Source organism: Hyphobacterium sp. SN044 (genome assembly GCF_021864465.1).
Classification (GTDB): Bacteria; Pseudomonadota; Alphaproteobacteria; order Caulobacterales; family Maricaulaceae; genus Hyphobacterium.
In genome coordinates this window covers 1-14,013 of the sequence record NZ_JAKKUV010000007.1, presented here as the reverse complement: position 1 = coordinate 14,013, position 14,013 = coordinate 1, and the positions used below count along the sequence as shown (strand labels likewise).

The 14,013-nt window shown below is 66.7% G+C and carries 13 protein-coding genes; 11 read left to right on the top strand and 2 right to left on the bottom strand.

Translation table 11 applies throughout. The annotated features are described in order from the left end of the window. Nucleotides 1-36: 36 nt before the first annotated feature. The 6 genes from L5876_RS10485 (at nt 37) to L5876_RS10460 (ending at nt 5,931) form a co-directional block, all read left to right on the top strand. The gene (locus L5876_RS10485) at nt 37-1,488 is read left to right on the top strand and encodes a TrkH family potassium uptake protein (protein WP_236956308.1); all 1,452 of its coding nucleotides are present in this window, start codon (nt 37-39) and stop codon (nt 1,486-1,488) included. Nucleotides 1,489-1,523: 35 nt separating this feature from the next. Then, nucleotides 1,524-2,834, top strand: a complete 1,311-nt coding sequence (mtaB, locus tag L5876_RS10480; RefSeq protein ID WP_236956307.1) for a tRNA (N(6)-L-threonylcarbamoyladenosine(37)-C(2))-methylthiotransferase MtaB — start codon at nt 1,524-1,526, stop codon at nt 2,832-2,834. Further along, the gene (ftsY, locus tag L5876_RS10475; protein WP_236956306.1) at nt 2,831-3,769 is read left to right on the top strand and encodes a signal recognition particle-docking protein FtsY; all 939 of its coding nucleotides are present in this window, start codon (nt 2,831-2,833) and stop codon (nt 3,767-3,769) included. Before mtaB ends, ftsY begins: the two co-directional genes overlap by 4 nt. Then, entirely contained in the window at nt 3,766-4,611 is an 846-nt protein-coding gene (locus tag L5876_RS10470; RefSeq protein ID WP_272906950.1) for a DMT family transporter, read from the top strand. The genes ftsY and L5876_RS10470 overlap by 4 nt, the downstream gene beginning before the upstream one ends. Nucleotides 4,612-4,632: 21 nt before the next feature. Next, nucleotides 4,633-5,283: an inner membrane-spanning protein YciB gene (locus tag L5876_RS10465; RefSeq protein WP_236956304.1), complete on the top strand. Its 651-nt coding sequence runs from the start codon at nt 4,633-4,635 to the stop codon at nt 5,281-5,283. 93 nt (nt 5,284-5,376) lie between these two features. Next, on the top strand, nt 5,377-5,931 hold the full coding sequence (locus L5876_RS10460; protein WP_236956303.1) for a MarR family winged helix-turn-helix transcriptional regulator: 555 nt from the start codon (nt 5,377-5,379) through the stop codon (nt 5,929-5,931). A gap of 197 nt (nt 5,932-6,128) precedes the next feature. On the opposite strand, the gene L5876_RS10455 is transcribed toward L5876_RS10460, so the two are convergent. Then, complete coding sequence (locus tag L5876_RS10455) at nt 6,129-7,805, bottom strand: hypothetical protein (protein ID WP_236956302.1); 1,677 nt, start codon at nt 7,803-7,805, stop codon at nt 6,129-6,131. A gap of 168 nt (nt 7,806-7,973) precedes the next feature. On the opposite strand from L5876_RS10455, the gene L5876_RS10450 reads away from it, so the two are divergent. The 4 genes from L5876_RS10450 to L5876_RS10435 all read left to right on the top strand — a co-directional run bounded on the left by L5876_RS10450 (nt 7,974) and on the right by L5876_RS10435 (nt 11,081). Continuing rightward, a complete protein-coding gene (locus L5876_RS10450) occupies nt 7,974-8,678 on the top strand; it encodes a response regulator transcription factor (protein WP_039712678.1) in 705 nt (234 codons plus the stop codon). Then, entirely contained in the window at nt 8,659-10,320 is a 1,662-nt protein-coding gene (locus L5876_RS10445; protein WP_370469066.1) for a stimulus-sensing domain-containing protein, read from the top strand. The genes L5876_RS10450 and L5876_RS10445 overlap by 20 nt, the downstream gene beginning before the upstream one ends. An 81-nt stretch (nt 10,321-10,401) precedes the next feature. Beyond that, nucleotides 10,402-10,809, top strand: a complete 408-nt coding sequence (locus tag L5876_RS10440; RefSeq protein WP_236956300.1) for a PTS sugar transporter subunit IIA — start codon at nt 10,402-10,404, stop codon at nt 10,807-10,809. Then, nucleotides 10,806-11,081: an HPr family phosphocarrier protein gene (locus L5876_RS10435; RefSeq protein WP_039712594.1), complete on the top strand. Its 276-nt coding sequence runs from the start codon at nt 10,806-10,808 to the stop codon at nt 11,079-11,081. Before L5876_RS10440 ends, L5876_RS10435 begins: the two co-directional genes overlap by 4 nt. A 12-nt stretch (nt 11,082-11,093) precedes the next feature. Here L5876_RS10435 and L5876_RS10430 read toward each other — a convergent pair whose 3' ends face one another. Beyond that, complete coding sequence (locus L5876_RS10430) at nt 11,094-12,701, bottom strand: hypothetical protein (protein ID WP_236956299.1); 1,608 nt, start codon at nt 12,699-12,701, stop codon at nt 11,094-11,096. 227 nt (nt 12,702-12,928) lie between these two features. On the opposite strand from L5876_RS10430, the gene L5876_RS10425 reads away from it, so the two are divergent. Further along, nucleotides 12,929-13,402, top strand: a complete 474-nt coding sequence (locus L5876_RS10425; protein WP_236956298.1) for a TonB family protein — start codon at nt 12,929-12,931, stop codon at nt 13,400-13,402. The last annotated feature ends 611 nt before the right edge of the window (nt 13,403-14,013 follow it).

The window sequence follows — 14,013 nt, the reverse complement described above, 5'->3', positions numbered from 1 at the left end:
CATGCCCTGGTCCGCCGCGAAGCCCTCAGAGGCGTCTTGCGCGATTTCCGTGTCATCTTCCTGACGTCCGGCTTCCTGCTTGCCGGCATGTCCCTGCTCGCCCTCCTGCACGGCATCGGGTCAAGCCTGGTGCGCGACAGCGAGGCCGGGGCCTTCTACGCGACGGCGATCGTCGGCTTCGTTCCGGCCGCGGTGGCGCTGGCCGCGGGCTGGGGCGCAAAGGCGGAGTTGCGCTTTCGCCAGGCCGTGGTGATCACCGTGCTCGCCTGGTTCGGCCTGCCGGTCTTCTGCGCCCTGCCCTTCATGCTCGGGACCTGGCAGCTCTCCTTCGTCGATGCGGTATTCGAATCCGTATCCGGACTGACCACGACGGGATCGACCGTGGTGAGCGGACTCGACGACAGCCCGCCCTCTCTCCTGCTGTGGCGCTCGGTGCTGCAATGGATCGGCGGGGTCGGAATCATCGGCCTGTCGATCGCCCTGCTGCCCTTCCTCAAGGTGGGGGGCATGCAGCTCTTCAAGATGGAGTCCTCGGACCGGTCCGAGGAAAAGATCATTGCCCGCCCCAACCGGCTCGCCATCACAATCGGCTCGCTCTATCTCGGGCTGACGCTCGCCTGTTTCGCCGGTTACCGGCTGACCGGCATGACCGGTTTCGAGGCGATCAACCACGCGCTGACCACGGTCTCGACCGGCGGGTATTCGACCTCGGATTCCTCGATGGGCCACTTCTCCATCGGCAGCCAATGGGTCAGCATTTTCTTCATGGTGACGGGAGCCCTGCCCTTCCTCGCCTATGTCCGGCTGACCCGGAACAACATGAAGGCGCAGGGATCGGGCGGCTTTGGTCAGATCAGCCTGTTTTTCATCATCGTGGGGCTGGCCGCCGTGATGATGACGGCGCTGCGGCTGATCGAGGACCAGGGTTTCTGGACCGCCCTCAGGGAGGCGTTGTTCAACGTGATCTCGGTGATCACGACGACGGGCTATGCCACGGCGGATTATCAGCTGTGGGGGCCGTTCGCGATGGCGGTCTTCTTCTTCCTCACCTTTGTCGGCGGCTGTGCCGGTTCGACGTCGGGCGGGTTCAAGATCTTCCGCTTCGAAGTCCTCGCGAAGGCGCTGTGGCAGAATCTCAATCGCACCGCGCAGCCGCATTCCCTGTCACCAGCCCGCATCAGCGGGCAGGCGCTGAGCGCAAGCGATGTGGCTTCGGTGGCTCTGTTCTCGGCGGTCTATGTCGCGACCTTCGCGGTCGGCGCGCTGGTGCTGGCGGCCACGGGCCTCGACCTGATGACCTCGCTCTCGGGATCGGCGACGGCGCTGGCGAATGTGGGCCCGGGGCTCGGCGCGATCATCGGCCCGGCGGGGAATTTCTCCGGCCTGCCGGATTCGACCAAGCTGGTGCTTGGCGGGATCATGGTGCTGGGGCGGCTGGAGATCTTCACCGTCCTCGTCCTCTTCGTGCCGCGCTTCCACACGGCTTGACCTCTCACCCCCGCTCGCCCACTTAGTCCGGCTTCATGCCCACGCTGATCGAGAACAAGGCCCCGTCCGCCACGCCGGACGCGACGGCCGGTCCGGATATCCGGACCTTCGGCTGCCGGCTCAATGCCTGGGAGAGCGAGATCATGCGTGATCACGCCAGGGCGGCGGGGCTCGATGACGCGATCATCATCAATACCTGCGCGGTGACGAACGAGGCGGTGCGCCAGGCGCGCCAGTCGATCCGCCGCGCCCGCCGGGACCATCCCGAGACGCCGATCATCGTCACCGGCTGCGCCGCGCAGATCGAGCCGGAACGCTTCGCGGCAATGCCGGAAGTGACGCGCGTCGTCGGCAATATGGAAAAGATGAAGGCCGAGACGTGGGAAACGGTCGCGCGCGGCGATGCGGCGCGCACCCTCGTGAACGACATCATGAGCGTGCGCGAGACGGCCGGTCACCTGGTCGACGGGCTGGACGGGCGGACCCGGGCCTATGTCCAGGTGCAGACCGGGTGCGACCATCGCTGCACCTTCTGCATCATTCCCTATGGCCGCGGAAATTCGCGCTCCGTCCCGGACACGGAGATCACCGACCAGATCCGCCGCCTGGTGGATACCGGACACCAGGAGGTGGTGCTGACCGGCGTCGATCTGACGAGCTGGGGCGCGGACCTCGACGGCGAACCGAAGCTCGGCCGTCTCGTAAAGGCGATCCTGCGCGACGTGCCGGACCTGCCGCGCCTCAGGCTGTCCTCGATCGACGCGATCGAGATCGATCCGGACCTGTTCGAGGCGGTGACGGGGGATGACCGCATCGCGCCGCACCTGCATCTCTCGCTGCAGGCCGGCGACGACATGATATTGAAGCGGATGAAGCGCCGGCATCTACGCGGCGACGCGATCCAGCTGTGCCGGTCGCTGAAGGCCGCGCGGCCGGAGATCGCCTTCGGCGCGGACCTGATCGCCGGCTTCCCAACCGAGACGGAGGACATGTTCGAGAACTCGCTGAAGCTCGTCGACGACTGCGATCTCGCCTATCTGCACGTCTTTCCGTTCAGCCCGCGCCCCGGCACGCCGGCGGCGCGCATGCCCTGGTCGGGTCGCGCCATCGCCAAGGAGCGGGCCGCAAGACTGCGTGCCAAGGGGGACGAGGCGCTGGCCCGGCATCTCGCCTCTATGGTCGGCTCGACGCAGGCCGCGCTGGTCGAGCGCCCCGGCTTTGCCCGCGCGCCGAATTTCGCGGCGATCCGCTTTGACGAGACCTCCCCCGCCCGCGCCGGAGCGATTGTCGATCTCGCCATTACGGGCCATGACGGTCAGGAACTGATCGCAGAGGTGAGTGCGTGAGCGACGGCGAGAAAAAACCCGGCTTCTTCTCCCGCCTGACGTCGGGCCTGCGGCGCTCATCGGAGAAGCTGACCGAGAGCGTCAGCGCGGTCTTCACCAAGCGCAAGCTCGACGCCGCGGCAATCGAGGAACTGGAAGAGCTGCTGATCGCCGCCGATCTCGGTCCCGCCGCCGCGATGCGCGTGACCGACCGGCTGGCCAAGGACCGGTTCGACAAGGACGTCACCGACGAGGAAGTGAAGGACGCGCTTTCCGCAACGATCGAGGAGACGCTGAAACCGCTCGAAGCCCCGCTCGACTTCGCGTCAGGTCCGAAGCCGGAAATCGTCCTCTTTGTCGGGGTGAACGGGTCGGGCAAGACGACGACGCTCGGCAAGATCGCCGCGAAGCTGACCCGCGAAGGCCGGAAGACGCTGCTGGTCGCGGGCGACACCTTCCGCGCGGCCGCCGTCGAACAGGTCTCGGTCTGGGGTGAGCGGGCCGGTGCGCCGGTGGAGAAGCGCGAAATCGGCGCGGATGCGGCGGGTCTCGCCTATGACGCTGTGGCCCGGGCGCAGCGCGAAGGCTTCGACGTCGTGCTGATCGACACCGCGGGCCGGCTGCAGACGAAGACCGCGCTGATGGACGAGCTTCGCAAGATCGTCCGCGTGATCCGCAAGCTCGACGAGACGGCGCCGCACCGGGTTATCCTGGTGCTTGATGGCACGGTCGGCGCCAATGCCGTGTCGCAGGCCGAGGCCTTCCTCGAAGCCAGCAACGTCACCGGCCTCGTCATGACCAAGCTCGACGGCACGGCCAAAGGCGGCGCGCTGGTCCAGGTCGCCGACAGATTCAAGCTGCCGGTCTACGCGATCGGCATCGGCGAAGGGGTGGACGACCTTCAACCCTTCGATGCGCGGGCCTTTGCCCGGGCGCTTGCGGGCCGCACCGCCTGAGCGGGGCGGCGCTCGGCGCGCTCGCCATGCTGGGATCGGCCATGCTGCACGCCGGCATGGGCCTGCTGACGAAGCAGTCGCAGGACCGGCTGGTCTTCCGCGCCCTGATGATGATGGCCGGGGCGCTGCTTTACTCGCCTGTCCTGATCCTGTTTCCGCCGCCGCCCTGGGAGGCGTGGCGCTTCCTGCTGATCGGGGCGGGCCTGCATTTCGCCTTCCAGATGGCGATGATTTCCGCCTTCGAACGCGGCGACATGAATCTGGTCTATCCGGTGATGCGCGGCGGCGCGCCGGCGCTCGCCGGGATCGCCGCCTTCTTCTTTCTCGGCGAGACGCTGAGCCCCGTCCAGATCGCCGGCCTGTCGCTGGCGACGGCGATGATTATCGGCTTTGCCTGGCCGGAGAAGGGTCAGGCCCCGAAGGCCGCGGCCATCGCCTTCGCGCTGTGCGCGGCGAGCATGACCGCGCTTTATTCCGTAAACGATGCATCGGGCGTGCGGGCAGCGCATTCCCCGCTCGTCTATGTCGCCTGGTTTTTCGTCATCTCCTCCATCCCGGTCACGATCGCCTCGCTGATCCGCCGCGGACGGCGCTGGGCCGGGATCGCGAAGGGCGAGTTGCGGATGGCCGGGGTCGCGGCGCTGTTCGGCGCGGCCAGCTATGGTCTCGCGCTCTACGCCTTCTCGCTTGCCGATGTCGCGCCGATGACCGCGATGCGGGAAACGTCGGTCGTGTTCGGAGCGATCCTCGCCGCGCTCGTGCTGAAGGAACCGTTCGGCCTCAAGCGCACCGTGCTTGCAATCCTTTTGGCCGCCGGGCTCGTATTGTTGCAAGTTGGGTAAAACCGGATTCGGAGACAGGACATGAGCGAGACAACCAAGCAGGCCGCCGGACAGGGCGCACGCCTGCTCACCGATGTCGGGCCGGTGGCTCTCTTCATCCTGACCTATTTCGGCGGCAAGCGCGTGGTCGGCGACGATGCCATCTTCTGGGCGACGGGGGTCTTCATCGTGGCGATGCTCGCCGCGCTGGCCTACGCGCGGATGGCGCACAAGCGCTGGCCGCCCATGCTGCTCGCCTCGGCGGTGATCGTGACCATTATGGGGGGGCTGGGGATTGCCCTGAACGATCCGGTCTTCATCTATGCCAAGCCGACGATCGTGAATCTCTTCCTGTCCTATCTGATCCTCGCGGGCTTCGCCTTCGGCGTGAATATCTGGAAATTCTTCTTCCAGGAGATTTTCGATCTGCCGGACCGGGCCTGGACGATCCTGGCGGTACGGTGGGCGCTGTTCTTCCAGTTCCTCGCCTTCCTCAACGAGCTGCTCTGGCGGCATATTTCGGATGGCGATGTTGCAGAGAGCGCGCGCTGGTTTTCCGATTTCTCGGTGACCGAAGGCTTCTGGGTGAATTTCAAGCTCGTCGTCATGGGGCTCAGCGTCGGTTTCGCGATGCTCAACCTGCCGATCGTGATGAAGCATCAGAAGACGGAAGAATCCCCGAAAACCGAATAATCGGCCGTTTCCTCCGTCCCCGGAGGGTTGTCATTGAATTGAGATGCGCCTCGTCTAGACTGTCTTCACAGGACAGCCAGCGGAGGCGATCCCATGGGCAAGACACCGGAATTCGATCTCGCGGCCTCGCCCGGCCATCTCCTGCATCGCGCGCAGCAATTCGCGGCCGAGCATTTCGCCAAGGCGATGCCGGACGACATGAAGCTGACCCAGCGCCAGTTTGCGGTCCTCGCAGCCACGGCGGGGCAGGAAGGACTGACCCAGACCGATCTGGTCCGCGCCACCGGCATCGACCGTTCGACGCTCGCCGAACTCGTCTCACGCATGGTCACGCGAAAGCTCCTGCGCCGGGAACGCGTGCCGGGTGATGCCCGCGCCAATGCGATCCACCTGACCGATGAAGGCCGCACCGTCTACGACACCGCGCTCGCCAGCGCGAAGGCGGCGGACGAGTCGATCATGGAATCGCTGCCGAAGAACAAGCGCTCCAGCTTCCTCGAAACCCTGCGCCGGATCTCGATGTCAATCGAGGAGGCCGAGGCCAAGCTGAAGGCCGAGGCGCTGAAGGAAAAGGAAGCGGTCAAGAAGGCGGCGAAAAAGGCCGCCAAGAAGGCCAAGAAGAAAGAGAAGAAGAAAAAGAAGAAGTGACGACCGTCGGGTCGTCATCCCCGCACCGGCGGGGATCCAGTTCTGGGACGGAGCCCCGGTCATCCCGATATCCATCGGGATCCAGAACTTAGCCAGGTCGTCATCCCCGCGCCTTCCCCCGCTTTGGCGAGGGCAGGCGAGACGCGGCCTGTCGGCCGCTCCTCAGGACAGGTGCAGCCGGGATCAGGCCGCCGAGACTAGGCCGCCAGCAACTTCATCAGGGTTTCGATCTCGGCCAGCTTCACACGTTCGCCATCGGCGCGCGCCTCTTCAAGGCCTGCTTCCGACCGCAGCAGTTTCATCGCCTTCACTTGCGCAGCCGCGACGCATTCGCCGGCCGGCAACACGCCGGTCGTTGCCAGCTTCAGCAACGATGTCACCCGGTCGAGGGCCGGACGGTCGCTGTTTGCGACCTGGTCGATGAGACCGGTGGTTTCGAGCACCTTCTTGCCCAGCTTGTCGAAGGCGCGGGACAGATCGTTCAGGTCTTCCTCCGGGTAGTGACCTTTGTTCGCCCGGGCCTGATGGCGGGCAAGACGGGCCAGCCGGTCGAGCGCATTGCCCGGGCCGCGGGTGTACCAGCTCTCGGTCTTGTGCGCGCCCAGCGCCGCGCGGACATAGCCGGCCAGCTTCTTCTTGTTCTGTTCACCGACGATGTTTTCCTCGAGCGCCAGAAGCCGGGTGATGTCCTCATTGGCGTCCTCGGCGTCTTCCAGATAGTCGGCGATGGTTTCCGGCGTCAGCAGGCGCGCGGACCGCTGCGAAAAGGCGTCCTGCAGCGAATCCACCGGCAGTTCCGGTCCCTGTGCCAGAACCAGTTGCTGGGCGAGGGCACGGGCGAGCTTCACCTCGGAGGCGACACAATCGGGCTTCATCCGGCGCGGCTTTCTGAGCTGAGCCAACAGGCGCTGCGCCACCGCCGTCCGGGTCGCGGACAGGGATTTGATCATGCCGGCCAGTTGCCGGGAGGCCGGAGGGGCGTCGGCGAGAGCCTCGGAATCGGGCTTGCCGCAATAGATGTCGGCCAGACGCTGAACCTCGTCGCCGAGATCGGCAACTTCGCCGACCAGGCCGGAAATTCCACTGTCGAAGCCGAGGATTTCGGACAGGAAGGTATCGGTCTCGGTCAGCGCGATGTCCCGCAATTCGGGATCGGACGGCAGATCGTCCGTGAAGCCGATCAGGCATTTCAGCTTGTCGCGGTAGGAGCGTTCCTCGCTCAGCCGGTCGGCGATCGCGGCCCGCAGCCGGTAAACATTCGGCTTGGCGCAGATTTCTTCAACGGTCCTGGCAAAGGATCGTCCGGCCGGGAAATTTGGCAGTTTCTTGTTGCGGCCGTCCTGATAGATCCGGGTCAGGGCCCGGCCGATCAGATCCTGCAACTGGCGGGTATAGGCATGGACATTCGCGTCGCCCTCGCGCGCGCTGGCCACGGCGACTTTCTGGATGGCGTGCTGAAGCTCGGTGCCGCCGGTTTCCAGCATCTCCACCAGGTCCGGGCGGTGCAGAAGTTCCATCGGGCTGGCCTGCTGGCGTTCGAGCCATTGCGACAGGGTGCGGTGGATCGTGTCGCGGGCGGCCGGGTTGGACAAGTCGTCCGGCGTCAGACAGGGCAGGGAAGCGTCGCCATCCTTGTCCTTTTCCTGCTCGAACTTTTCCGCGCCCTTCTCGAACACGGTCGAAGACTTGAAGGTGCGCGAGGCGTCGTCATAGCGCTCCTTCGATACGCGTACGGAACCGGTGGGCAGGGTCGTCAGAAGCTTCTCGGCCAGCGCGATCGCGTCTTCGCGGTCCTCGCGCGCCTCGGCCAGCGACCAGCCCGCCTTGCGGTGCCGCTTGACGAAAATCTCGTAGTGAATGCCGTCCGCCGCCATTCCCGTCCCCAGTCGCGTTCCATGTCCCGCAGCCGTCCCAGGCCGGTCACGAGAATGCCACAGACAGGTTTAAGACCGGGTGAACCATCGGGGCTTTGTGGCGCGCCCCGGCTTCGTTAGAGTTGCCACAATTTCGGGGAATCGCCTCGGGCGAGGAAGGGCAGACACTTGGCTACGATCGCGCTTGTCGACGACGACGAGAATATCATCACCTCGGTTTCGATCTTCCTTGAAGGCGAGGGCTACAATGTGCGGGTCTACAATGACGGCGCTTCAGCGCTGGCGGCCCTGTCTGAAAGCCCGGCCGATCTGGGGATTTTCGACGTGAAGATGCCGCGCATGGACGGGATGGAGCTGCTCCGCCGCCTGCGGCAGACCTCGAACATGCCGGTGATCTTCCTGACCTCGAAGGATGACGAGTTCGACGAGGCGCTCGGCCTCAATCTCGGGGCGGACGACTACATCACCAAGCCCTTCTCCCAGCGGCTTCTGGGCGAGCGGGTGAAGGCGGTGCTGCGCCGCGCCCGCCCCGAGCCGGCCACGCCGGGCGAGCCGGAACCGGGCGACCGCAAGCCGATCATGCGCGGCCGCCTGCTGCTCGACCCGAACCGCCATGCCTGTTCCTGGGATGGTGAGCCGGTGCGGCTGACCGTGACGGAATTCCTGATCCTGCAGGCGCTGGCCACGCGCCCCGGCTATGTGAAGAGCCGGGATGCGCTGATGGACGCGGCCTATGACGATCAGGTCTATGTCGATGACCGCACGATCGACAGCCATATCAAGCGGATCCGCAAGAAATTCCGCGAGACCGACCGGGAATTCGACGCGATCGAGACGCTCTACGGCGTGGGGTATCGCTATAAGGAATCCTGAGCGGTCCAAGGGCGATGACGCCGGTTTCCGCTGGCCGCGCGCTGTCGGGCGGCGTTGGGCCTGGCCGCGCTGGTCCGCGCCGCGTCTCGCCCAGATCATCCTGGCCGCGAACGGGTTCGCGCTCCTCATCCTGATCATCGGCATGCTCGCCGTGTCGGAGACGCGGCGCGGCCTCGTTGAAGCCAAGATCGACGCGCTGCGCGCCGAAGGCGAGCTGATCGCCAACATCCTGGCCGAGGGCGCGTCGGAAAGCGATCCGGCCCCCGTCCTGCTCGACGCCGAGGCGCGGGCGATATTGCGCCAACTCTACGTCCCCGAAGACGTGCGGGTGCGGATTTTCGACAAGGGCGTGCGCACGGTCGCCGACAGCCATCTTCTGGCCAGCCGCTTCGATGTCGAACGCCTGCCCGATATCGGCGAAGGCGATGGCGCGGGCAGCGACCAGCGCCCCATCTTCACCCGCATGCTGGAAGGGCTCGGCGCCATGCTGCGCACGCGGGAGGAGCGCGAGGCGCTGCGCCGGTCGCTGCGTAACGAGGTTGATCTCGCCATTCTCGGAGAGACCGTGTCCGGCGTACGCCGGCAGGAAGACGGCACGCGGGTCGTCTCGGTCTCTATCCCGATCCAGCCGGTCCAGGCCGTGGTCGGCGTCGTGACGCTGGAAAGCTTCGATCTCGACGAGCTGATCGCCTCGGAACGCCGAGCGCTGGCCCCCTTCATCGTGATCGCCGCGGTGGTGACCATCCTCTCGTCGCTGATGCTCACCGTCTTCATCGCCCGGCCGATCCGGCGACTAGCGCTGGCCGCGCACGAGGCGCGCCTGGCCGGCGGACGGCGGGTGAAGATGCCCCATCTGGAGGGCCGCAAGGACGAGATCGGTGAACTGGGTCTTGCCCTCCACGCCATGACCGAGGCGCTCTACGACCGGATGGACGCGATCGAGCAATTCGCCGCCGATGTCGCGCACGAGCTGAAAAACCCGCTGACTTCGATCCGCTCCGCGGTCGAAGTGCTGCCGAAGGCCAAGGATGCCGAACGCCGCGACCGGCTGCTCGCCGTGATCCAGTCCGACGTCAAACGGCTCGACCGGCTGATCACCGACATTTCGCGCGCCTCGCGCCTCGACGCGGAACTGGCTCGGGAAGATACCGCGCCCGTCGATCTGACCGCCCTCTTGCGCGACATCGTCGACTCCTATCGCGACTCGCGCACCGAAGGGCCGGACATCGTGTTCGACCCGGCGGTCGAGGCCGCGCCGATCAAGGGACGCGCCGGACCGATCGGTCAGGTGGTCCGCAATCTTATCGACAATGCGATCACCTTCTCGCCGGAGGACCGTGTGTCGAAAGTCCGCGTCGCCCTCTATCGCGGGCATTACAATGGCTTCGCGGCCTGGACGGTGACGGTCGAGGATGATGGTCCGGGGATTCCGCCCGACAATCTCGAAACCGTCTTCAAGCGCTTCTATACCGACCGTCCGAAGGGCGCGGCCTTTGGCACGCATTCCGGTCTCGGCCTCGCCATCGCGCGGCAGATCGTCAAGGCGCATGGCGGTTCGATCCTCGCGGAAAACCGTACCGGGCCGGACGGTCAGGTCCGCGGCGCGCGCTTCGTCGTCCTGCTCCCGGCCGAGCGCGGCTGATCCCTGCGACAGGCTGTCAGCGCATAAAGGTCTTTTCCCCGGCGCACAGGCGCGATTAGATGCGTGTTCCCGGGAGGACAAATGATCGGTCTCGTTGTTGTCACGCATGGACGTCTGGCGGAGGAGCTTGTCGCCGCCGCCGAACACGTTGTCGGCGAATTGCCGGCCTGCGGCGCCGTGTGCATCGGACCCGATGACGACATGGAACAGCGCCGGGACGACATCCGCGACGCGGTCGAAGCCGCCGATCGCGGCGACGGCGTCCTGATCCTGACCGACATGTTCGGCGGCACGCCGTCCAATCTGGCCATTTCCCTCCTGGAGAAGGGCCGGATCGAGGTCGTCGCCGGGGTCAATCTTCCGATGATGATCAAGCTGGCCGAAGCGCGCGAGGATCAGGACGTGGCCACTCTCGCCGATACCGGGGCCGCCGCCGGACAGCGCTATATCGCAGTCGCCTCCCGCGTGCTGGACGGCACGGCGAAGTGAGTTCCGTTATCCGCAAGGTGATGGTGCGCAATGCGCGCGGGCTGCACGCGCGCGCCGCGGCCAAATTCGTCGAGACGCTGCGCGGCTTCGACGCGGAGGCACGCGTGGCCACCCATGCCGAGGCGGTCGATGCGGATTCCATCATGGAATTGCTGATGCTCGCCGCCGGACCGGGCACCGAGCTGACGCTGGAAACGCGCGGCCCGGACGCGGAAGCGGCGGCCGATGCGCTCGAAGCGCTCGTCGCCGCCGGCTTTCACGAGACCGACTAGGCGGAAACCGGCCTAGCTGCGGCGTTCGCCCTCGCCTTCAGGGGCGTCGTCGCGCGACATCATCGGATCGTTGTCGTCATCCGAGGCGGGATCGGGCGTGTCCGTCTCGTCCGGCAGATCCTCGACGGCGACCGGAGCCGTCACGACGGCGGCCGCGGTGGGTTCGGGATCGGACACGTCGGGCATCTCCGCCTCACCCGTCTCGTCTTCGCCCGCCTGCGGGGCTGACGCCATCGCGCCCGGCTGGGCGGCGAGGGGCGGGGGTTCCGGCATGGTCATGTCGCGGTCGGAATGGTCCGGCGTTTCGGCTTCCGGCGCGCGCAGGCTGACGACTGCCTCGTCCGGCGCGCCTTCACCGCGGGCCCGGGCCAGGTCGGCATCGGACGGCAGGTCGTCGTCGGCTTCCATGGCCTGAGCGGTGTCGTCTTCCATCGCCGCGGCAAGGGCACCGAAGGCCGCACTGGTCCGCGCGTCGCGGGTCAGCGTGGCGTCTTCGGCAGCCGCACCGGCGCTCAGCGTGCGCGGCGCGTCTTCGGTATCGTCGAGCGTCACCGCGCCCGCGGCTTCCGGCTCACCTTCCGGTTCAGCGGCGTCTGTCTCCGTCGCGGCCGCGTCCATGGTCAGGCCTTCGGCGGCATCCTCGGCCGGATCGGCGTGCGTGCGGTCTGCTTCGTCATTTGCGGCGGCGACGGCTCCGGCGGACAGGGCCGCGGCGGCCATGGCGGGCTCGGGATTGCGGGCCGGCGGCGGGCTGACAACGCTTTCTTGCGGCGGGTTGCGCAGCATGTGTTCGGACAGGCGCGCCACCCGGCCGCGGAAGCGGGAGGCATCGCGCACGCGGTTGATGAAGCCGGCAAGGGCGAAGAAGAGAACCAGGCCGCCGACCGCCATCAGGGCGATCGCGACCGCGCCTTCGGTTCCGGCGAGCACGAGGCCCGTGGCCAGCGAGGCCGCGAGGAAGAGCGGCACCCAGACGACGCGCCAGGTGCGGCCGACATAGGCGATGAGGCCGAGAACCGCGAGGCCGAGGCCGAGCAGGACGGCGTTCGCCGCCTCCGGTCCGGCAAGACCGGTCGAAGCGACAACGCGGTCGAGCCCGCCAATGCTGGCGGCCGGGTCGGCGCCGATCAGGAAGCCGGCCTGCGCCGCGGCAAGGCCGACGAGGTTGAAGTCCGGCAGGCCGCCGAACAGGGAGGGGTTGATCTCGATGAAGGCGGCGCGCAGGGCCGGCCAGACCAGCACGATGGCGAACAGCGCCATGGCGATCATGGACAGCCACCAGTTCGCGCCGCGCGTGATCCCGGCGCGGGACAGGGCGCGGGTCGCGTCGGGGGCGGCCGGTTCCCAGCTGTTGGTGCGGTAGTTGATCACCGAGACCGGGCGCGACTGGCGGTCGGGACCCGACTGCGCGCGCAGGACAGCGATGCTGTCACCGGTCTCCATCGGCGCGTCGCCATTGACGAGCCGCACGGTGTGCATGCCGCCATCCATGTCCTGGAAGCGGCGCTCGGAGGCGCGCTGCTTGCGTTCGGGACTGGCGATATGGCCGGTCGTTGCGAAGAATTCGAGCTGGCGGCGCCCATAGGACTGGCTGGCATGGGCCGTCGGCAGAACTGGCATAAGCTTACTCCCCCTGCGCCGCGAAAACGCCAGAACCGTGCCGCTCTGGCGCATGCGCGGCGAACTCCACTCCATCACCCTACAAGTTTGGGGCCATGTTAGGCCGGAACGGTAACAGTTTGTTCAGTCCTGTGGCAGGGGTTTCGTGTCAGACGCGAAGGTGTGAGCGGTTCAGGGCGGCATCCCGGCGTTTGCGGCGCGCGGCAAAGGCGCTAGCGTGCGCGCCCATGCGACTGATTTCACTTCTGCCCGCCCTTTTTCTGTATGCCTTGTTTCTGGCCGGCTGCTCGACGGCGGCGGCGGTCCTGCCCGATGCGGTGACGCCGGACCGGATCGATCCGCGCGAGCGGCCCTTCCGGCCGCGCTCGGACTATCCGATCCCGCCGAATGTGGACTCGCTGATCGGGCCGGAGGACTGCCAGGGCTCGCAGCTCGCCGCGCAGCAATTCGAACTGCCGGACTATCCGGTCGGGGCCTATGCCCGCGGCCTGCAGGGCTGGGTCGTGGTGCGCTTCCACGTCTACGACACCGGCAATACGCACCGGGTGCGGGTGGCGCGGGCCGTCCCGTCGGGCCGGTTCGACGGCGTCGCGGTCGAGGCGGTGGAGAACTGGCGCTTCCAGAACCTGCCCGAGGGCACGGCGCTGACCAATTGCGTCGTCCTGTTCGAGTTTCGCATGGGCCAGGTGCGGATAAGGTAGGGGTTTGCCCTCTCCTTGAAGGGGAGGGACGCGAGCGGCTTACGAGAGCAAGACGAGAGCGGGGTGGGGTGACGGCTCGCTTGATACCCCCACCCCAACCCTCCCCCATGGGGGAGGGAGACAGACGCCGTGCCTATTCCCTCCCCTTCCAGGGGAGGGTCAGGGTGGGGTGGTATTCTTTTCAATCCGACGTTTCCCGGACGCCCGTCAGGGCGAGCCCGGGATCCAGATGTAGTAAGGCTAAATGGACCCCGGTCTTCGGTTTCCCCGCGAAGGCGGGGACCCCGAAACCGGGGAGCGTCGTTGGATGAAATATCGGGCAACGCTCCCTCGCCCTTCGAGGCTCTCCCGGACACAGTCCGGGATCGCTCCTCAGGATGAGGGAGGCGAGTTTACCCCTCATGCTGAGGTTGCCGCCGCAGGCGGCCTCGAAGCACGAGGGGGCGATCATTGACCAACACACCGAACCGTCACCCCGGCGAAAGTGTTTCGTTTCGGACGATTGTTTTGATTCCCCAGCGATCGTTGCTGGGCTAGCCTATGTTGCGTTGAGACGGAGGGCTGGGTGATGCAGGTCCGGCTTCACGCGAATGCGCGCACGACCCCGGCGA

What these genes read in the sequence shown, in the direction of transcription:
- mtaB (WP_236956307.1), top strand. Translation starts at nt 1,524, where the DNA reads ATGCCCACGCTGATCGAGAACAAGGCCCCGTCCGCCACGCCGGACGCG.
- L5876_RS10465 (WP_236956304.1), top strand. Translation starts at nt 4,633, where the DNA reads ATGAGCGAGACAACCAAGCAGGCCGCCGGACAGGGCGCACGCCTGCTC.
- L5876_RS10460 (WP_236956303.1), top strand. Translation starts at nt 5,377, where the DNA reads ATGGGCAAGACACCGGAATTCGATCTCGCGGCCTCGCCCGGCCATCTC.
- L5876_RS10455 (WP_236956302.1), bottom strand. Translation starts at nt 7,805, where the DNA reads ATGGCGGCGGACGGCATTCACTACGAGATTTTCGTCAAGCGGCACCGC.
- L5876_RS10440 (WP_236956300.1), top strand. Translation starts at nt 10,402, where the DNA reads ATGATCGGTCTCGTTGTTGTCACGCATGGACGTCTGGCGGAGGAGCTT.
- L5876_RS10430 (WP_236956299.1), bottom strand. Translation starts at nt 12,701, where the DNA reads ATGCCAGTTCTGCCGACGGCCCATGCCAGCCAGTCCTATGGGCGCCGC.
- L5876_RS10425 (WP_236956298.1), top strand. Translation starts at nt 12,929, where the DNA reads ATGCGACTGATTTCACTTCTGCCCGCCCTTTTTCTGTATGCCTTGTTT.